Raw genomic sequence first — 19930 nt, forward strand, 5'->3', positions numbered from 1 at the left:
GGCAGGAAAGCCGCGCCCGGCCGGAAGAAAGGGGCGCCGCCGTCTCGTGGAGCACGTTTCACGATGTCGCTCGAATCCGGGCATCGCGCATTTCGACTACAGTGCCGAAGTGGCGACGGCATCGACCGGCCGCCTCTCCCGTCACTCAACCCGCAGGGTATCCCGCCATGTCCGACTCGAAGAAATTCGCCGCCGTCACGGGCGCCGGCTCCGGCATCGGTCGCGCCGCGGCCATCGCGCTCGCCCGGGCCGGCTTCATCGTCGCGCTGCTCGGACGCACGGAGGCGTCGCTGCGCGACACGCAGGACGCCATCCGCGCCGCCGGCGGCGACGCCGACGTGTTTCCCGTCGACGTCGCCGACGAAGCCTCGGTCGATCACGCGTTCGCGCAGATCGCGCAACGGTTCGGCCGGCTCGATGTGCTGTTCAACAACGCCGGCCGCAATGCTCCGGTCGTTTCTCTCGACGAATACGAACTCGACGTGTGGAACAGCGTCGTCGCGACGAACCTGACCGGCGTCTTTCTGTGCGCGCGGGCCGCGTGGCGACTGATGAAAACGCAGACGCCGCAGGGCGGCCGAATCATCAACAACGGCTCGATCTCGGCACACGCGCCGCGCCCCGACACGATCGCGTACACGGCCACCAAGCACGCGGTCACCGGGATCACGAAGTCGCTCGCGCTGGATGGCCGCCGGTACAACATCGCGTGCGGCCAGATCGACATCGGCAACGCGGCCACCGCGCTCACCGAACGGATGACGCAAGGCGTCCCGCAAGCGGACGGCAGCCTCGCGCCCGAGGCGCGGATGGACGTCGCGCATGTCGCGAATGCGGTCGTCCAGATGGCGAATCTGCCGCTCGACGCGAACATCCTCAACATGACGATCATGGCGACCGCGATGCCGTTCGTCGGGCGCGGATAGCGCGTGGTGCGCGCCCGCGCGGACGACGGCGTTCACGCACGGGCCGCTGCCGAACCGATCCCTGGCGACGGCGCCGAATGCCCGCGCGTTCGCGACGCACATTCAGTGAGGCAGGCCGATCGCTTGCTGCTCGTCCTCGAGCAGCTGCGTCAGCGAACCCTGCAACCGCTCGAGGCTGCGCGGCGGGAGTGCGAAGCTGGCCCAGCCAAGCCCGCTATGACGCAGCAACAGCACCACGCCGCCCTCCAGCGGATGGCGCTCGGCATACCAGCAAGGATCCATCTCCGTCACGAATTGCTGCGCGTGCGGCGGACGTTCCGGCACCGCAGGCTGCATCGACGCGCGCAACAGGCTCAGGTACTGGATGACTGCGTCCACGTCTTCCGGATCGAGCACCGCCGCGCCCCGTTCGATCGACATCAACACGACGGGCTTGCCGCGCTCTTCGATCATCTTGATGCTCAACGGTTGTGCCATTTCTGTCGTCCTTGCCACGGTTACGGGAACCCATTATCGATCTCGGTACACGTCTGCCGCCTGAAGATTCGTGATCCGCGCATGAATCTTTTTTTAGAAATTTTTCAGAAAACGCGCCGCGCGATCGTCTGTCGAGGCTCCGCCGCTTTCTAAACGAAATTTCATCCGGCCAGCACTGTTTTTTTAGCGTCCCGCATCCGCGTGCCTTCCATAATGAATTCGCTGCCCGCCCCGGCAGGCGCCGCGCGATGCGTCGACGTAGCCCGCCGAAGACGGACGCGCCCCCGTATTTCCGGCACATCCATTCCTCGCCGATCATGAACCAACTGCAAGCGATGCGTGTCTTCACGCGTGTGGTCGAATTATCGAGCTTCAGCCTCGCCGCGCGTCAGCTCGGCATGTCGGCCGCCGCGGTCACGCGCAGCGTCGGCATGCTCGAGGCACATCTGAACATGCGCCTGTTGAATCGGACCACGCGCAGCCTGTCGCTCACCGAGACGGGCCGCGAATATCTCGACGGCTGCCGCGCGATCATCGAGAAGCTCGACGAGATCGAATCGAATCTCGCGCAGGTCAATCGCGACCCGCACGGTACGCTGCGCATCGCCGCGTCGGCAACCTCGGTTGCGGCCGGGCTTGGCGCGCTGCTGTCCACGTATCGCGTCGCGCATCCGCGCGTGCGATTCGACGTGACGACCTTCGATATCCAGGTCGACATGGTGGAAGGCGGCTACGACGTGTGCTTCTGCGACGATCACCGCCTCGTCAACTCGACCTTCGTGTCGCGCACGTTGACGAACGTTCGCGACGTGATCGTCGCGTCTCCCGACTACCTCGCGCGCCACGGCACGCCGGTCGAGCCGGTCGAACTGAATACGCACTGCCTGCTGACCGTGTCGAACGGCGCCGCGCGCAATTGGGCGTTCTCGGACGTCGACGGGTGCGCTCGCATCGATACCGGCAATGCGCTGGCGTCGACCAGCAACACGATGGTGCGGATCGCGGCGCTCAATCACATGGGCATCGCGCAATTGCCGCATCCGCTCGTTGCCGACGATCTCGCGCGCGGCACCCTGGTGCCGGTTCTCGAACGCTACGACGTGAACGGCGGGCCGCGCTGCGTATCGATCCTCTACCCGAGCCGCAATTACCTGTCCACGAAAGTGCGCAGCTTCATCGACTACGTGGTCGATCACTATCGCACGCCCGAGCGCATGGCCATGCAGCTTGCCGCGGCCTGATTCCGCCGATCGCGTACGCCATGGCCCACATCCTGACGATCGAAGACGATCCGCTGATCGCGGATCACATCGCGCACACGCTGCGTGCCGAAGGCCACCGGATCGACATCGCGCGCACCGGCCGCGACGGCATGGCCCGCGCGATGAGCGCGAACTACGACGTCGTCACGCTCGATCGCATGCTGCCCGACCTCGACGGGCTGACGATCCTCGCGACGATGCGCGGCGTCGGCCTCGATACGCCGGTACTCGTGATGAGTTCGCTGGCCGACGTCGACCAGCGTATCCAGGGGCTGCGCGCAGGCGGCGACGACTACCTCGTCAAGCCGTTCTCGCTCGAAGAAATGTGCGCACGCATCGACGTGCTGATTCGCCGGCGGCCGCGCGGCACGCACGTCGAGACGGTGCTGCGCGCCGGCGAGCTGGCGCTCGACCTGGTGCGGCGACGCGCCACGCTGGGCGCGCGCGAGCTCGCGCTGCTGCCGACCGAATCCCGCGTGCTCGAATTCATGATGCGCAACGCCGGCCGCGTGCTCACGCGCACGATGATCTTCGAGGCCGTGTGGGGCTGCCGCTTCGATCCCGGTACGAACCTGATCGACGTGCACATCGGCCGCCTGCGCAAGAAGGTGAACCGGCCGGGCGCGGCGCCCCTGATCCGCACGATCCGGGGCTCGGGCTACATGCTCGGTTGACGCCGCCCGCTACTTAAAACTTGTTTCATCTTTTTTGCGACCCGTTGTTAGGGGCTGCTCCGCAGAATGCGGTCGTCGGATGCGCATCGGTGTTTTCCCGAAGACGCGCACACCCGGCTCATCTTCACGACGATCTTGAACGGAGCAGCACCTCATGCTGAAAATTGTCCGGCTCGCGCTCACGCGGCCCTATACGTTCGTCGTACTGGCGCTGCTGATCCTGATCGCGGGCCCGCTCGCCGCAGTCCGAACGCCGATCGACATCTTCCCGGACATCCGCATCCCGGTGATCAGCGTCGTCTGGAACTACGCCGGACTGCAGCCGGACGACATGTCCGGGCGCGTGATCACCTACTACGAGCGCACGCTCGGCACGACGGTCAACGACGTCCAGCATATCGAGTCGCAATCGTTTCGCGGCTACGGCATCGTGAAGATCTTCTTCCAGCCGACCGTCGATATCCGCACCGCGACCGCGCAGGTCACCTCGATCTCGCAGACGGTGCTCAAGCAGATGCCGCCCGGCACCACGCCGCCGCAGATCCTCAACTACAACGCGTCGACCGTGCCCGTGCTGCAGATCGCACTGACCAGCGACACGCTCGACGAACAGAAGCTGGGCGATTACGCGGTCAACTTCATTCGGCCGCAGCTGCTGTCGGTGCCGGGCGTCGCGATTCCGACGCCGTACGGCGGCAAGACGCGCGAAGTCCAGATCGACCTCGACCCGCAGGCGCTGCAATCGAAAGGGCTGTCGGCGCAGGACGTCGCGCACGCGCTCGCGCAGCAGAATCAGATCATCCCGGCCGGCACGCAGAAGATCGGCCGCTTCGAATACAACATCAAGCTCAACAACAGCCCGCTCGCGCTCGACGCGTTGAACGACCTGCCGATCAAGTCGGTCGGCGGCACGACGATTTACATCCGCGACGTCGCCCACGTGCGCGACGGCTACCCGCCGCAGGGCAACATCGTGCGCGTGGACGGCCACCGCGCGGTATTGATGAGCATCCTGAAGAACGGTTCGGCATCGACGCTCGACATCATCGCGGGCGTGAAGGCGAAGCTGCCGCTGGTCGAGCAGACGCTGCCGCCGGGCCTGAAGCTCGTCACGATGGGCGACCAGTCGACCTTCGTGAACGGCGCCGTCAGCGGCGTGGCGCGCGAAGGCATCATCGCGGCCGCGCTGACCTCGCTGATGATCCTGCTGTTCCTCGGCTCGTGGCGCTCGACGCTGATCATCGCCGCGTCGATCCCGCTGGCCGTGCTCTCGGCGATCGCGCTGCTCGCGGCCACCGGCGAAACGCTGAACGTGATGACGCTCGGCGGCCTCGCGCTCGCGGTCGGGATCCTCGTCGACGATGCGACGGTGACGATCGAGAACGTGAACTGGCACCTCGAACAGGGCAAGGACACGCGCACCGCGATCGTCGACGGCGCGAAACAGATCGTGATGCCGGCGCTCGTCTCGCTGATGTGCATCTGCATCGTGTTCGTGCCGATGCTGATGCTCGACGGCATCTCGCGCTTTCTGTTCGTGCCGATGGCCAAGGCGGTGATCTTCTCGATGGTGTCGTCGTTCGTGCTGTCGCGCACCTTCGTGCCGATGCTCGCGCAATATCTGCTCAAGCCGCATGCGTCGGCCGGTCACGCATCGGGCGAACTGGCCGCGGTGATGGACCCGCACGCGGGTCACCCTGGCGCGCACGACGTCCCGCCGTCGCGCAATCCGCTGGTGCGGTTCCAGCGTGCGTTCGAGCGCCGCTTCGAGTCCGTGCGCGCGTCGTACCGGATCCTGCTGGGCCTCGCGCTCACGCGCCGCAAGCCGTTCGTCGTCGCCTTCCTCTGCATCGTGGCCGCGTCCTTCCTGCTCGCCCCGTCGCTTGGCCGCAATTTCTTCCCGACCATCGATTCCGGCGAGATCGCGCTGCACGTGCGCGCGCCGGTCGGCACGCGTGTCGAGGAAACCGCCGCCGAGCTCGACCGCATCGAAAACACGATTCGCGGCGTGATTCCTCCCGCGCAATTGCGCGAAGTGATCGACAACATCGGCTTGCCGAACAGCGGGATCAACCTGACCTACAACAACAGCGGCACGCTCGGGCCGCAGGACGGCGACATCCTGATCTCGCTGTCGCGCGATCACGCGCCGACCGCCGACTACGTGCACACGCTGCGCGAACGCCTGCCGCGCGCCTATCCGGGCACCACGTTCTCGTTCCTGCCCGCCGACATCGTCAGCCAGATCCTCAACTTCGGCGCACCGGCCCCGGTCGACCTGCAGGTGGCCGGCCCCGACCAGCAGGCCAACCTCGCTTATGCGCGCGAGCTGTACCGCAAGCTGCGCCTGATCGCGGGGGTCGCCGACCCGCGCATCCAGCAGGCCAGCACCTATCCGCAGTTCACGGTGACGGTCGACCGCACGCGCGCCGACCAGCTCGGCATCACCGAGCAGGACGTGACGAACTCGGTGGTCGCGACGCTCGCCGGCACGAGCCAGGTCGACCCGACCTACTGGCTCAACCCGCGCAACGGCGTGTCCTATCCGATCGTCGCGCAAACGCCGCAGTACAGGATGACCACGCTGTCGGCGCTGCGGAACCTGCCGGTCACCGGCGCGAACGGCCAGTCCCAGCTGCTGGGCGGCCTGGCCACGATCACGCGGGGGGTCGGTAACGCGGTGGTGTCGCACTACAACATCGAACCGCTGTTCGACATCTACGCGACCACCCAGGGGCGCGACCTCGGCGCGGTCGCGGCCGACATCGACGATATCGTCAAGGCCACCGCGAAGGACGTGCCCAAGGGCTCGACCGTCACGCTGCGCGGCCAGGTGCAGACCATGAACGGCGCATTCGCCGGCCTGCTGCTCGGCCTCGTGGGCGCGATCGTGCTGATCTACCTGCTGATCGTCGTGAACTTCCACTCGTGGGCCGACGCATTCGTGATCGTCTCGGCACTGCCGGCGGCGCTGGCCGGCATCGTCTGGATGCTGTTCACCACGCATACGCCGCTGTCGGTGCCGGCGCTGACCGGCGCGATCCTGTGCATGGGCGTGGCCACCGCCAACTCGATCCTCGTCGTCAGTTTCGCGCGCGAGCGCCTGGCGGAAACGGGCAACGCGCTGGCCTCCGCGCTCGAAGCCGGTTTCACGCGTTTCCGCCCGGTGCTGATGACCGCGCTCGCGATGATCATCGGCATGGCGCCGATGGCGCTCGGTCTCGGCGACGGCGGCGAGCAGAACGCGCCGCTCGGCCGCGCCGTGATCGGCGGCCTCGCGTGCGCGACGATCGCGACGCTGTTCTTCGTTCCCGTCGTGTTCAGCCTCGTGCATCGGCGCGACGCGCTGAAGCACGACGCGTCCCGCGCTTCCTCCCCTTCCGCGTCCGGAGCTTCCCATGTCCACTGAGATCGATATCAAGTCGCCGAAACGGCTGCCCAACCTCAAGCTCGTCGCCACGCTCACCGCGCTGATCGCGGTCGGCATCGTGGCGACCGGCATCGTCGGCCGCGCGCACGCGAAACGGGAAATGACCCGGTGGTCCGCCGAACAAGCGGTGCCGACCGTGGTCGCGTACACGCCGTCGACCGGCGGCGACGGCGCAACGCTCGTGCTGCCCGGCCACCTGTCCGCGTTCGAGCGCGCGCCGATCCACGCGCAGGTGTCGGGCTACCTGCATGCGTGGTACGCCGATATCGGCGCGCACGTGAAGTCGGGGCAGTTGCTCGGGCTGATCGATACGCCCGAACTCGACCAGCAACTGCAGCAGGCGCGCGCCGACCTGCAGAGCGCGCTCGCCAACGAGAAGCTTGCCGCGTCCACGGCCGCGCGCTGGACCAGGATGCTCGCGCAGGATTCGGTGTCGCAGCAGGAAACCGACGAAAAGACCAGCGACCTCGCGGCCAAGCAGGCGATCGTCGCCGCCAACGAGGCCAACGTGCGACGCCTCGACGCGCTCGAGGCGTTCAAGCGTATCGTCGCGCCGTTCGACGGCGTCGTCACCGCGCGCAAGACCGACATCGGCCAGTTGATCTCGGCCGGCGGCGGCGCCGGCCCGGAGCTGTTCGCCGTGTCCGACGTCCACCGCATGCGCGTCTACGTGAGCGTGCCGCAGAACGAGGCCGCCGCGATCCGTCCCGGCATGACGGCCACGTTGACCGTGCCGGAGCATCCGGGCGAGACCTTCCGTGCGACGCTCGCCGACACCGACGACTCGATCGCCGATTCGACCGGCACGCTGCTCGTGCAGTTGATGGTCGACAACCCTGCAGGCAAGCTGATTCCCGGCGAATACACCGAAGTGCATTTCGCGCTGCCGGCCGGCAGCGCCCAAGCGTTGACGATTCCGGCCAGCTCGTTGATCTTCCGGCAGGCCGGCCTGCAGGTCGCCGTGGTCGGCAAGGACAATCGCGCGGTATTCAAACCCGTGACGATCGCGACCGACCTCGGTACGCACGTGCAGATCGCGACCGGCCTCGCGCCGGACGATCGCGTGATCGACAACCCGCCCGACTCGCTCGCGGCCGGCGATCCGGTCAGGCTCGCGGCGCCGGCCCGCACCGTCGCGTCGGCCGCGCGCGACACGGAGCGCTCGCATGGCTAACCGGCTTCGGCTCTGCGCGCTGCTCGCCGGCGTCGCGTTCTTGTCCGCGTGCTCGTTCGCGCCCGCCTATCACGCGCCGCGGACGGCGCTGCCGGCCAGCTTCAAGGAAGCGGACGGCTGGCAGGCCGCGCAGCCGGCCGACCGCATCGCGCGCGACGGCTGGTGGAAGGCGTTCCGCGATCCCGTGCTCGACCGGCTCGAAGCACAGGTGAGCGTGGCCAACCCGGACGTGGCCGCGGCCGTGGCCCGCCACGACGAAGCGGCCGCGCTGTTCGATCAGGCGCGCTCGGGGCTGTTCCCGACCATCGGCCTCGGCGCGCAGGTCTCGAGCAACCGTCAGTCGGCCACGCGGCCGCTGCGCGGCTCGAACCAGCCGAACGTCTATGGCGCCGACACGCTCGACGCCGGCTTCGACTACGACCTCGACTTGTGGGGGAAAGTCCGCAACGAGGTCGCGGCCGGGCGAGCCGACGCCCAGGCCAGCGCCGACGATCTCGCGTCGGTGCGGCTGAGTCTGCAGGCGAGCCTCGCAAGCGCGTACTTCAGCCTGCGCGGGCTCGATCAGCAGCAACGGCTGCTGACCGACACGATCGACACCTACCGGCGCGCGCTGCGCCTGACGATGAGCCGGCACGCGGGCGGCATCGCGTCCGACCTCGACGTCTCGCGCGCGCGAACGCAGCTCGATGCGGCCCGCGCGTCGGCCGAGGACGTCCGGGCGCGGCGCGCGCTCTACGAGCACTCGATCGCGACGCTCGCGGGTGTGCCGGCGTCGTCGTTCTCGCTGACGCCGGATCTGAATGCGGCATATCTGCCGACGATCCCGCCCGGCATTCCCGCAACGCTGCTGCAGCGGCGTCCCGACGTGGCGGCCGCCGAGCGGCGCATGGCCGCCGCCAACGCGAAGATCGGCGTGGTGCGCGCGGCGTTCTTCCCCGACATCACGCTCGGGCTGGTCGGCGGCTATCAGAGCTCGGGCCTCGGTCACTGGCTCAGCGCGCCGAACGAGATCTGGTCGATCGGGCCCAGCCTCGCGCTGACGCTGTTCGATGGCGGCCGGCGCCAGGCGCTCACCGACCAGGCGCGCGCGCAGTTGGCCGAGAACGGCGCGAAATACCGCGCGGTGGTACTCGACGCATGCCGGCAGGTGGAAGACAACCTCGCACTCACGCACCACCTCGGCGACGAAGCCGATCGCGAGCAGGAAGCGCTCGACGCGGCCGAACGCACGTTGCAGCTGTCGATGTCGCGCTATCGGGACGGCGTCGTCAGCTATCTCGACGTGGTGACGGCGCAGGCCACCGAGCTGGATACGAAGGTCGCGATGCTGGAGCTGAACACGCGCCGGCAACTGGCGGCGGTAGGGTTGATCGCCGCGCTGGGCGGCGGGTGGTCGGCAGATGAAGCCGCGGCCGATACGCAAGCACCGGCCGCGCTGCCGGCTCGTTCAACGAACTGAATCCTTCGCGACATGGACGACGCGTGTCGCATTTCAAGGCACCCGTCGCGATGACGGGTGCCGTTTTTTTACGCCGGACTGGCGGCTCAGAACTTGTGGCGGATGCCGGCTGCGACCACGGCCTGACGATCGTTGCCTGATGCTGCCAGGTTGAAGATCCCCGCGTTGCCGAGCACCGCGACGCCGTCGGCGCCTGTCACGCGCTGGTACACGCCTTCCAGATAGAGGTCGGTGCGGCGCGACAGCGCATAGTCGGCCTGCAGCATGAACTGGTTCCACTTCGGCGCGATGCTGCGGCCCGCATCGTCGAAACGGCCCTGCGTGAACGTATAGGCGCCGCCCAGCGAGAAAGCCGGCGTGACGAAGTAGCGTCCGTTCAGTTCGTAGTTGCTGAAGGTCAGCAACTGGCCGTTCACATGGCCGTATGCGCCGCCCTGCGACAGCTCGCGCGGGTCGTTCAGGATCGTTCTGGTGTAGACCAGGCCGATCGACGCATGGTCGAACGCATAGTGCGCGCCGGCGCCGAACGTGCGCCAGCGGCCGCCGGCCAGCATCGCGTCGCCATCCGAACTGCTCAACGAGCCGCCGGTGTTCTGCGGCGCGTTCACGCCGCCCGGCTGGTTCGACTGCAGGTACGCGACGGCGAGGTCGACCGGGCCGTTCGCATACTGCGCGCCGACGCTGTATGCGTTGTCGTTGCTGAACCCGCCGCCCTGATTGCTGAAGCCGTACGCGCCGCCGAACGTGAAGCCGCCGTAGTTCGCACTGCGGAACTTCACCGCGTTGTTCATCCGCGTGTCGTTGGCGAGGTTGTCGTTGTCGTACGGATGATCGGCGAGGTTGCCGCCGAATCCCGACCCCGTCGCCGACAGCGGCGCGACGAAGTCGACCAGGAAATCGTATTGGCGGCCGAGCGTGACCGTGCCCCACCGGCGGCTCGCGAGGCCGACCCACGCCTGGCGGCCGAACTCGTCGCCGCCGTTGCCGAGCTTGCCGTTCGCGACGTTGAAGCCGTTCTCGAGCGTGAACACGGCGGCCAGGCCGCCGCCGAGATCCTCGTTGCCGCGCAGCCCCCAGCGCGACGTGCTGACGTTGCCGCTCTGCAGGCCGTAGACGGGCCCCGCGCCTGCGGCCGATTTCTGGTTGCTGATGTAGTCCAGGCCCGCGTCGATCGTGCCGTACAGCGTCACGCTGCTCTGCGCATGCGCCGAACTCGCCAGCAGGCACGCGACGGCTGCCGGAATTGCCAGATATTTCTTCATGATGGTTTCGTTGGAGTGGATCGGTCTGCTCGCATCGCCGGCCCGCGCGACATGGCCGCTCGTGCGCGATGCGATGGCGCCCAATTTAGGCAGCGGGCATGACAGCGCCGTTATCGAAACGGCCCGAAAAATGAAACCTGCTTCATCTTGACGACATCCCGGTTTCACGTCCCCGCGAATGCGCGCCGGTGCATGAATTTCTTTTCACGTTGCGTATGCCGATCCGTTAACGCCCCTCCTCTATGCTCGTCCTCAACCCCGGCGCGATGCCGATATCGACACGCCGCGCCGCGGGGAGATGCCCAGTCGATCATCATGAGGACTCCAAACATGAAAACCACCAGCATCGTCGCCGCCGCCATGCTTGCGGCAATCGGCACGCTGTCCGTTCCCGCGTTTGCCCTGACCGGCAGCCAGCCGATCCCGATGTCGCCGGCCGCCACCAAGGACGGCGCGCCCGGCACTCAGGCCGCCGGCCAGTGGGTGCCGCCCTACGGCCAGCCGATCCACGAGAAGACCCGCGCCGAAGTCCATGCCGAGCTCGTGCAGGCCGAACAGGACGGGCAGCTCAAGTACCTGAACTCCACGCTCTATGCGCATTGACGGGTGCGACCGTGCGGCCGGGCGCTGCCCGGCGCACGCCGGCTGCCCCCGAATGGCTCGCCATCCATGAAGCTGCTTTCTCTGCTCGCCCGTTCCGCCCGTCTCACGCTCGTCGCGCTTGCCGCCGGCGTCATGTTGTCCGCCTGTGCCGCCGCGCAGCCCGACGGCCCCGGCAATTGTGTCGGCCCGCCCGACTTCTGCGTGCCCTTCTTCGGCTCGTAAACGCACGACGGGCGCGCTGCCGCCGGCAGAGCGCCCGTCGCGTCGGTCGCGCGGCCGACACCGCGCGCTCATGCGTCCGGCAGCGTCACCTGGTAGCCATAGCGGCTCACCGTATCGATGCGGACGTCGGGCAGATGCCGCGCGAGCTTACGGCGTAGTCGCGACACCACGAGATTGACGCTCGACGGATCGACATCCTCCTTGTCCTGCCATACATAGCGGATCAATTGGTCGCGCGGCACCGGCGCGTTCGGATGGCGCATCAGGCATTCGAGCAACAGGAATTCCCGGCGCGTCACGGCGAGGCGCAGCTTGCCGTCCTTGAGCTCGCGCGCGAGTGTCCCGACGGCGGACGCACCCGCGATCGAACGACCCGCATCGCGCGGCCCGGCCAGCCGCTGCAACGCCTCCAGGCGTTCGTGCAGCTCGATGAACGAATACGGTGCGCAGAAACACGCATCGGCGCCCGCGCGCAACATATGGATGCGTTCGCGCGCCGACGCCTCGCCGAACAGCACCACGAGCGCGGCGCCGCCGCCGTCGGCAACGAAACGCGGCAGCATCCCGAGCAACGCGGCCTCGCCGCCGGGCTCGAACGCGGTCGCGACGATCGCGTCGAACGCCTCCTGCGACGCGAGGAACAGGCCGTCGCGCGGATCGTCGGCGCGCTGCACGCTGTGCCCGCTTTCCTGCAGCGCCTTGTGCAGCCACGACGCTTCCGGATGCGGCGAAGTCACGAGCAGGATGCGCATCGTCAGGCGGCCTCGCGGCTGCAACATGCGATCGCGTGCAGCGTCGTCCGGACGGCCGTCATCCCAGCGACCTCGGCCAGCATTCGATCGTCACGCGCGTGCCGGGCGCGGCATTGCCGATCCGCAGCGTGAAATCGTGCACGTTGACGACCGTCGACACGATGCTCAGGCCGAGGCCGGCCCCGGCGAGATGCCCGGTGCGGCGGCTGCGGTACCGATACCGCAGCACCGCGTCGCGTTCGTCGGCTGCGATGCCCGGGCCGTTGTCGATCACGTCGATGCGCGGGCCGGACGGCGTGTCGTGAAGTTCCAGGCGCACTGTATCGCCCGCCGTCGTGTACTTGAGCGCGTTGTCGAGCAGGTTGCTCAGCGCCTCGAACAACAGCGCGCGATCGCCGTGAATCCGCGCCACCGGCTCGACCGACTGCACGAAGTGGATCGCGCGGCTGTCCGCGAGCGGTTCGAACAACTGCCCGATGTCCACCACCAGATCCTCCAGCGACAGCTCCGCAAATCCGCCGCGCCGCTGCAACGAACCGATTTCGGCGATACGCAGCATCGCCCGGAAACGATCGAGCAACACGTCGGTCTCGTTGCGTGCACGCGAGACGAGACGCGCCAGCACGGCATCGTCGAACCGCTCCGCGCGCTGCGCCGCCTGCGCGAGCAGCGTGTGCACGTGTGCGAGCGGCGTCCGCAAGTCATGCGCGATGCCGTCGCAGACACCCTTTACCTCGTTCATCAACCGCTCGATCTCCTCGAGCATGTGATTGACGAGATGGGACAGCAGATCGATCTCGTCGTGTCCGCCCACCGGCAGCCGCTGGCCGAGATCGCCCTGCGCAATGCACTGGGTGATGTGCCGAACTTCCTTCAGACGCCGCATTTGCCGCACGCTGAGCATCAGGCCGCCCACGACGCCCGTGCCAAGACAGAGCAGCCCGCCGCCGACCAGCGCCTGGATGATCGCCGCGCGGATTCGCAGGATGTGCGTGAGGTCGCGTCCGAGCACCAGCACGTCGCCGTTTGCACGCCGCTCCGCCATCGTGCGGACGACCGGCGGCACCTGGTCTCCCGCGATCGGCATCGTGTGATCGAGCGTCACGCCGCTGCGGTTCGGCTGCAGGCCGGCGGGCAACGCCAGCACGTCGCCGGCAATATGCGTGCCGTCCGCGGTAAAGAGCCCGTAGTAGTTGGTATGCATCCGCTCGTGCTCGATCCGGTGCAGGATCGCGGCAGCAAGCTGGTCGTCCCGTATCGAATCGAAATAGATCATCTGCCAATCGATCACCGTGTCGGTTTCCCGCTCCATGTCGTGCGTGATCACCGATGCGATGAAACCGAGCAGCAGCATGACCGACACGGAGAACGTGACGGCATAGACCGACACCAGCCGAAACGTACTCGAGTACCAGCGTCGCGCGGGTGCCGGCTGGACCTGATGGGCGGCGCACGCCGCGGTAGCCGGCTCAGCCAAGGCGATACCCCGCGCCGCGTACCGTCTGGATCATCTGCTTCGCATCGGGGGGATCGATCTTCTTGCGCAACCGGCCCATGTGCACTTCGATCAGGTTCGTGCCGGGATCGAAGTGATAGCCCCATACGGCCTCGAACAACATCGTCCGCGTAATGGTTTGCCCGGCATTGCGCATCATGTATTCGAGCACGCGATACTCGGTCGGCAACAGCACGATTTCCTCGCCGTCGCGGAACGCCTTGCGCGAGATCAGGTCGAGCTTGAGGGGGCCGACGACCAGCGTCGTGTCGAACGGAGCCGGCGCGGCCTGGCTCCGGCGCAGCAGCACCTCCAGGCGCGCGGCCATTTCCTCGGGGTCGAACGGCTTGGTCAGGTAGTCGTCGCCCCCCGCGCGCAGCCCGCGCACCCGTTCGTCGACATCGCCGAGCGCGCTCAGCATCAGCACGGGTGTGCGCACGCCGACGCTGCGCATCGTGGTCAGGATCGTGAGGCCATCGACGACCGGCAGCATCCGGTCGAGCGTGATCACGTCGAACTCGTTGCCGAGCGCACGCGCCATCCCATCGCGCCCGTTCGCCACCCATTCGACCGTAAAGCCGCGCCCCTCCAGCTCCCTGACTATTTCGTTCGCGGTGATTTCGTCGTCCTCGATCGTTAGGACGTGCGCGATGGCCGTACGCTCCTCGGCCAGCGTGTCACGCGAGATGGGCTCGTGGCCCGGGGAAGCGGATGATGCCATGTACGATTCTCGTCTTCGTCGAAGGGACGTATGCGCGTCGATATCCGACGACCGAACGCGCTCGTGCAGAGCTTATGCGTGCACGCGTAAAAGATGCACATCGGCTTCGTGAAGAAAGTTTCATATCCGGCAGCATGGCGTCCAGGCCGTCTTCGATCCCGGCCGGTGCGCCGTCGCAACGGAGACCGGGAACGACGCGGCATGCGGGCCCTTGCGACACGATGCCGTACCGCGACCATTCATGCGCACCGGACGGCGCGACCGGCTGCGAACCGAGCGCCGCAACGCGCGATCAGCGCGGGCGAGATCGTGTGCCCGATCCGTCCGCACGATGCGACGCGAGATCGCGTGCGGCATCGATCGCGCGATCCGTCCGTTCGGCTTTCGCATGCGCGAGCGTCACGTCGGCGATCGCGAGCCCGGTTCCCTGCACCTTCGCGAATGCCGGCAGCGACGCACACATCAGCGCGACCAGTCCAGTCGTCATGACCGTCGATTTCATTGCATTACCCCAGTGTGTACCGCGCGGCGCACGGCATCGATCGAGTGTCGCTCGACGATACGCCGCGGCGCCTAACCATCCGGAAACACGCACATGAAGGATTCTTTAGATTCCCATGCGGCAGCCGAGGCATGGACGGAACCGCGCTTGCCTAAAACATCTTTCATCATCGCGCTGCCGTTTAGATAGTCCGCCGTGCCTAATCTTCGTCTCGCGGCCGACGCAGGCATCCTGCCGTACGGCCTCTACCCAACGCTATCCAGGAGCCGAAGATGAATCATCCCGTCCGTTACGTCGTCTGTGCCGCCATGCTCGCATTGAGCGTCTCCGCGCATGCCGAGACGAAGCTCACGTCGGCGCAATGTCATGACTATCCGTTCGTGCATACGAAAGGCCCGGTCTCTCACCGGCAGCTCGTCAACGAACTGAACGAGCTGGAGTCCGTCGGTTACAACCCGTCGTCCGGCGACGAGAGCAGCTATCCGGACGACATCGATTCGGCACAGGCGCGCCTGATGCAGAAGTATCAGCACGATTGTGCCGGTGCAGCCAATACCGTCGCGTCGAACGGCAACTGAATCGTCTGCGGCACACGTTCTCCGAGTTTGCGCGCGAGCCTCGCGGCCGCGCGCGTTTTTTTGGATTGATGTGACTCGGTCGTCGACGGCACACGCGACCGTGTCCTCGTGCGCTTTGCCCCGACATTCCGTTCCGATATGTCGACGTGTCACGCGAATAAAATCTTCATGTCAACCGGCGAACGACAGAAAACGACACATCGCAAAGCGTGCGATACGTCAGATGACTCCGAAGCACCCCTATCTTTGCGCGCGACGTCCATCGCCGCACGAGACTTTCGAATACTGAAAGAGAGTCTTTCCATGAACGTTGCGGCGCCCGCTTTTCCTCTGCCTACACTGCTTCGTCCGCCGAGATCGCATTTCGGGACGACATCGACGTCGGTGCCATCCGGCGCCGACTACCCAACCACACCATCAGAGCAACGAAATGAAACGTCAATCTATGAAACCGCGCTGGTTCGCATTCGCGCCGGCACTCCTGCTCGCCGGTGCGGCGCATGCCCAGCAGAGCATCACGCTGTACGGGCTGATAGACGAAGGGCTCAACTTCACGAGCAACGCAGGCGGCCATCGCGCATGGCAGATGTCGAGCGGAGACACGTTCGGCAGCCGATGGGGCTTGAAAGGCAGTGAAGACCTGGGCGGCGGCGACAAGGCCATCTTTCAGCTCGAAAACGGCTTCAACGTGAACAGCGGCAAGCTCGGTCAGGACTCGAGCATGTTCGGCCGCCAGGCGTTCGTGGGCCTGTCGTCTTCACGGTATGGCACGCTCACGCTCGGACGCCAGTACGACACCAGCGTCGACGCGCTCGGCTTCGGCGGTATCACGGCGGCCGGCAACTGGGCGGGCGACATCGCTACCCACCCGTTCGACAACGACAATACGGACTGGGATTTCCGCGTCGACAATGCCGTCAAATATGTCACTCCGACATACCGCGGACTCACGGCGGAAGCGATGTACGGCTTCAGCAACCAGCCCGGCGGATTCTCGGACAATCGCGTCTGGGGCGCCACGCTGAACTACCAGAGCGGCAACCTGACCGCGGCGGCGTCCTACCTGAAGCTCGACAATCCGGGGCTCGCCGCGGGTGGCGCGGTCAACGGTGGCGATCTCTTCAACGGGTCGTCGCAGCAGGACGTCGGCGTGGCGGCTTCCTACCAGTTTACCCACGTACTCGTCGGCGCCGCGTGGTCCCGTGTCGATGTCTACAACCCCACCGGCAATGCATGGATCGACGATTCCACCCTGCAGAACGGCGCGACGTGGAATGCGTGGAAATTCGACAACTTCGAACTCAATGCTCAGTACTACTTCACTCACGCCCTATGGCTGGGCGCGTCCTACACGTTCACCATCGCGCATCTGTACACGTCCGACACGAAATATGTCCCCAAGTGGCACCAGATCGGCATGATGCTCGACTATGACCTGAGCAAGCGCACTTCGCTGTATCTGCAAGGTGCGTGGCAGCATGTCGTCAGCGCTCGTACCGGCACCGGCTTTGACGAAGCACAGATCGTGGACGCATCGGCTGGCGCGTCGTCCGGGCCGAACCAGATGGTTTATCGCATCGGCATGTTGCATCGCTTCTAGCCCGCGATACGCCCGCACCGGAACCCGCTCGGCGCGGCTTCGGTGCGGGCGCCGGCTTGTCGATCGGCATTCGATGCGAATCATCGTCATGAATGCGCTTGATTACACGCGGGCACACGTGCTCAGTCCTCGTGCGGGATGCCTTCGATCGGACACGCCGGCGTGCCGGGCGTAGCGCGCGTCAGCGCTTCGACACGGCGACGCGTGCGCATCGCCGGCCCGGCGTCTGCGTCGCATGAATGCCCGACGGGAACTACCCGATGTCCATCACTGCCTTGCCCGACTGGCGGCGCTCGTCGAGCGCGGCATGCGCTTCTTCGGACATGCGGCCGATGTTGCGCTGCTCGGATCGGACCCGCTGACAAGGACGAGATCCTCGTCCGTGTCGCCGTTCAACCACGCGCTCCGTCCGGTTGCAAACCGCAACCGGACGGCCGACAGGCCGATCGCCCTCAATTGCTGAAGATCAGACCGCGAGCGGCGCCATTGACGTAAATCCGGCCGTATGTGTTCCAGTCGCCGGCCATCACGCCGGAGTCGCCGAATTGGTGCGTGTCGTCGTTGAAGCGCGCCCACGTTGCGCCGCCGTCGTCGGAATGGTAAATGCCCCAGACGCCGTTCACCGTGCCTTCCACATAGACCGCGGCCGAGTACGGCGACCCGGTCGGCGCCTTGCCCAACGCGATCACGGTGGCGCCCGGCGTGCCGTTGACCGACGCAAAGGCGCCGAGCTTCGTCCAGGTCGCCCCCGAGTCCACCGAGTGGTACACGGCGGTGCCGTCGGCCAGCCAAAGATCGCCCTCCGCGTTCGGATTGACCGCCATCGACGTATCCCGCCACGCATTCCACGCCAGATTCGCGTTCACCGAGCCCTGGCTCAGCGTGAACGTATGGCCGCCGTCGTTCGACACGTAGATCTTGCCGCGCTGCCAGCTCCACGACGCACCGCCCGAATCGTACGCATAGACCTTGTTCGGGTTCTGGCGGTCCGCGGCCAGTCGATAGGCACGCGGGAAGCCGTTCCAGGTGGCGCCGAACGCCGGCAGGTTGGTCGCCGTCCAGCTGGCGCCATTGTCGGTGGTGTACGACGGCACCGAGTCCGGCGGTGCCCAGGTCACGTTGTTGCGGGACGAGACCGCCAGGTTGCCCACGTTGCTCTGGCTTGCCGCGGCGCCGTTGGGCAGCGACGCGAAGGTCGCCCAGCTATTGCCGCCGTCGCCCGACCAGAAGCCCTTGGTGGCATGGCCGTTGGCGTTGTCGACGCCCGCGGCGGCGATGTACGTCGGATCGGACCACGACATATCGGCCGAATTGCCGCTGCTCCACGTGTTCAACGGGCCTTTCGTCGGCCTCGTCGACAGGTCCGTATTGACCCACGTGCCGATGTCGCCGGCGCTGTTGATGAAGTTGTACGACGCACCGGGCGGCGCCGTGACGAGCGCGAGCGTCACGGTTTCCTCGAGGTTGTCGACCTTGGGGTTCCAGGTCGGCGTGGGCGACGACGCGTTCATGGTTTCACAGATACCGCCGCCGTGGACGTGCATGATGTGATCGCGATTGGCGGGGTCGATGGCGACGCTTTCCACCCAGCCGGCGCAACCATCCGACGCAGTGCCCGTATGCGGCATGCCGGCCTCGATTTCGCGCCACGTGCTGCCGCCGTCGTCGGACAGCTGGATGGTCTTGCTGGTGTCGCTCCAGCCTGTCATGCCCAGTGCGATTCGGGCGGACGAGCCGAGACCGGAGACGGACAGGCCGCCAAAGCCGTTGCCGTTGGAACGGTTGAGCAGCGTCCAGTTGCCGTCGTTGCTGCCGCCGAACTTGTAGAGATAGCTCGGTCCGCCGATGCCCTGGCCGACGCCCGCGTTGAACACCACGTAGAAGTTGCCGTCGGACGTGCGCACGACGTGCGGGATGTAGTAGCCGGACACCGTCGGCGGGACGGGCACCGGGGTCCACGAGAAGCCGCCGTTGGTGGACTTGTACAGCGTCGACGTCAGGCCCGCCGCGTTGGCGTAGTCCGGGGCGACGGTGGCCCACATGATCCAGGTCGGCTGACCGCTACCCTTGCCCGACGTATCGAAGATCACCTGTTCGACGCCGATCGGGGAATTGCCGCCGCCGATCGTGGTGGAGGACAGACCCGTGACCTGCGCCCACGTGCGGCCCGAATCGGTACTCTTCCACAGGCCGGCCGTGCGCGATCCATAGAACAGCGTCGACGGATTGTTCGGGTCCACCTGCAGGCGCTCGCCGGTGGCCCGGCCGTTGTCGTTGCCGCCCACCGGGAACGGTAGATCGTAGTGCGTCCAGCTGTTGCCACGATCGCTGGAGATGTAGATGCGGCCGTTGTGACCCTGCGTCACGGTAACGCCGGCCATCATGTAGACGAGCTGATCGTCGTTCGGGTCGAGCGCGAGGCTTTCGATGCCGTGGAAATCACCCTCCCCTGCGCCGAAACCAATGCCGTCGGTGATAGGCGTCCACGTCGAGCTGGTCGCATTCCAGCGGTATGCGCCGCCAACGTCGGTGCGTGCGTACAGCAGGCTCGCGTTGGTCGGATGATAGATCAGGCCGGTGACGTAGCCGCCCCCGCCCCACTTGACGCTGGTCCAGCTGGCCGCCGGCTGATTGCTGCCGCTGCCGATTCCGCCGATCTGGCCGCGATTGGCGGCTACATTGGCACCCAAATTGGTCACGCCCGTCGCGCTATCGGATCCGTCACCACAGCCCCATAACGTACACGCCATCGCCGCAGCGGCAATCCATCGCCGAGAAAACATAGTCATCCGA

At 66.5% G+C, this 19930-nt stretch carries 17 protein-coding genes and 1 pseudogene; 10 read left to right on the plus strand and 8 right to left on the minus strand.

The genetic code is table 11. The features are described from left to right. Nucleotides 1–167: 167 nt before the first annotated feature. Nucleotides 168–926 (plus strand): SDR family oxidoreductase, encoded by a 759-nt coding sequence (locus WS54_RS07915; protein WP_059783140.1) that lies wholly within the window; start codon nt 168–170, stop codon nt 924–926. Nucleotides 927–1028: 102 nt separating this feature from the next. Here WS54_RS07915 and WS54_RS07920 read toward each other — a convergent pair whose 3' ends face one another. Continuing rightward, complete coding sequence (locus WS54_RS07920; protein WP_059783138.1) at nt 1029–1403, minus strand: hypothetical protein; 375 nt, start codon at nt 1401–1403, stop codon at nt 1029–1031. 317 nt (nt 1404–1720) lie between these two features. Here WS54_RS07920 and WS54_RS07925 point away from each other — a divergent pair, with 317 nt between their 5' ends. From WS54_RS07925 to WS54_RS07945, 5 genes are all read left to right on the plus strand, one after another. Continuing rightward, a complete protein-coding gene (locus tag WS54_RS07925) occupies nt 1721–2644 on the plus strand; it encodes a LysR family transcriptional regulator (RefSeq protein ID WP_034204641.1) in 924 nt (307 codons plus the stop codon). A 20-nt stretch (nt 2645–2664) separates the two neighbouring features. After that, complete coding sequence (locus WS54_RS07930) at nt 2665–3339, plus strand: response regulator transcription factor (protein ID WP_059783136.1); 675 nt, start codon at nt 2665–2667, stop codon at nt 3337–3339. 154 nt (nt 3340–3493) lie between these two features. Beyond that, nucleotides 3494–6748 carry an efflux RND transporter permease subunit gene (locus tag WS54_RS07935; RefSeq protein ID WP_059783133.1) on the plus strand — a complete coding sequence of 1085 codons (3255 nt, stop codon included), beginning with the start codon at nt 3494–3496 and terminating at the stop codon, nt 6746–6748. Beyond that, nucleotides 6738–7943 (plus strand): efflux RND transporter periplasmic adaptor subunit, encoded by a 1206-nt coding sequence (locus tag WS54_RS07940; RefSeq protein WP_059783130.1) that lies wholly within the window; start codon nt 6738–6740, stop codon nt 7941–7943. Before WS54_RS07935 ends, WS54_RS07940 begins: the two co-directional genes overlap by 11 nt. After that, entirely contained in the window at nt 7936–9402 is a 1467-nt protein-coding gene (locus WS54_RS07945; protein ID WP_059783128.1) for an efflux transporter outer membrane subunit, read from the plus strand. Before WS54_RS07940 ends, WS54_RS07945 begins: the two co-directional genes overlap by 8 nt. A gap of 86 nt (nt 9403–9488) precedes the next feature. Here the strand turns inward: WS54_RS07945 and WS54_RS07950 are convergent, their stop codons facing one another. After that, nucleotides 9489–10664 carry a porin gene (locus WS54_RS07950; RefSeq protein WP_059784967.1) on the minus strand — a complete coding sequence of 392 codons (1176 nt, stop codon included), beginning with the start codon at nt 10662–10664 and terminating at the stop codon, nt 9489–9491. Nucleotides 10665–10994: 330 nt separating this feature from the next. Between WS54_RS07950 and WS54_RS07955 the strand changes: the two genes are divergently transcribed. Then, a complete protein-coding gene (locus WS54_RS07955) occupies nt 10995–11267 on the plus strand; it encodes a DUF4148 domain-containing protein (RefSeq protein WP_059783125.1) in 273 nt (90 codons plus the stop codon). A 66-nt stretch (nt 11268–11333) separates the two neighbouring features. Continuing rightward, on the plus strand, nt 11334–11489 hold the full coding sequence (locus tag WS54_RS33950; protein WP_179950160.1) for a hypothetical protein: 156 nt from the start codon (nt 11334–11336) through the stop codon (nt 11487–11489). Between the two features lie 68 nt (nt 11490–11557). Here WS54_RS33950 and WS54_RS07960 read toward each other — a convergent pair whose 3' ends face one another. From WS54_RS07960 to WS54_RS07975, 4 genes are all read right to left on the minus strand, one after another. After that, a complete protein-coding gene (locus WS54_RS07960; protein WP_059784963.1) occupies nt 11558–12241 on the minus strand; it encodes a response regulator transcription factor in 684 nt (227 codons plus the stop codon). A gap of 58 nt (nt 12242–12299) precedes the next feature. Continuing rightward, nucleotides 12300–13631: a HAMP domain-containing sensor histidine kinase gene (locus WS54_RS07965; RefSeq protein ID WP_236872701.1), complete on the minus strand. Its 1332-nt coding sequence runs from the start codon at nt 13629–13631 to the stop codon at nt 12300–12302. 79 nt (nt 13632–13710) lie between these two features. Next, nucleotides 13711–14388, minus strand: coding sequence for a response regulator transcription factor (locus WS54_RS07970; RefSeq protein ID WP_034206160.1), 678 nt, complete (start codon nt 14386–14388; stop codon nt 13711–13713). 361 nt (nt 14389–14749) lie between these two features. Continuing rightward, the gene (locus tag WS54_RS07975) at nt 14750–14944 is read right to left on the minus strand and encodes a hypothetical protein (RefSeq protein WP_236872702.1); all 195 of its coding nucleotides are present in this window, start codon (nt 14942–14944) and stop codon (nt 14750–14752) included. Nucleotides 14945–15231: 287 nt separating this feature from the next. On the opposite strand from WS54_RS07975, the gene WS54_RS07980 reads away from it, so the two are divergent. Together WS54_RS07980 and WS54_RS07985 are read left to right on the plus strand one after the other, a co-directional pair. Further along, nucleotides 15232–15537 (plus strand): DUF4148 domain-containing protein, encoded by a 306-nt coding sequence (locus tag WS54_RS07980; RefSeq protein ID WP_059783119.1) that lies wholly within the window; start codon nt 15232–15234, stop codon nt 15535–15537. 430 nt (nt 15538–15967) lie between these two features. Next, on the plus strand, nt 15968–17137 hold the full coding sequence (locus WS54_RS07985; RefSeq protein ID WP_059783117.1) for a porin: 1170 nt from the start codon (nt 15968–15970) through the stop codon (nt 17135–17137). 122 nt (nt 17138–17259) lie between these two features. Here the strand turns inward: WS54_RS07985 and amiE are convergent. Together amiE and WS54_RS07990 are read right to left on the minus strand one after the other, a co-directional pair. Next, nucleotides 17260–17418: pseudogene (gene amiE / locus WS54_RS34505) on the minus strand (aliphatic amidase); the annotation flags it as partial. A gap of 171 nt (nt 17419–17589) precedes the next feature. Further along, a complete protein-coding gene (locus tag WS54_RS07990) occupies nt 17590–19920 on the minus strand; it encodes a dockerin (RefSeq protein ID WP_236872703.1) in 2331 nt (776 codons plus the stop codon). Nucleotides 19921–19930: the final 10 nt, after the last annotated feature.

The sequence above is a fragment of the Burkholderia sp. NRF60-BP8 genome, from assembly GCF_001522585.2.
GTDB lineage: Bacteria > Pseudomonadota > Gammaproteobacteria > Burkholderiales > Burkholderiaceae > Burkholderia.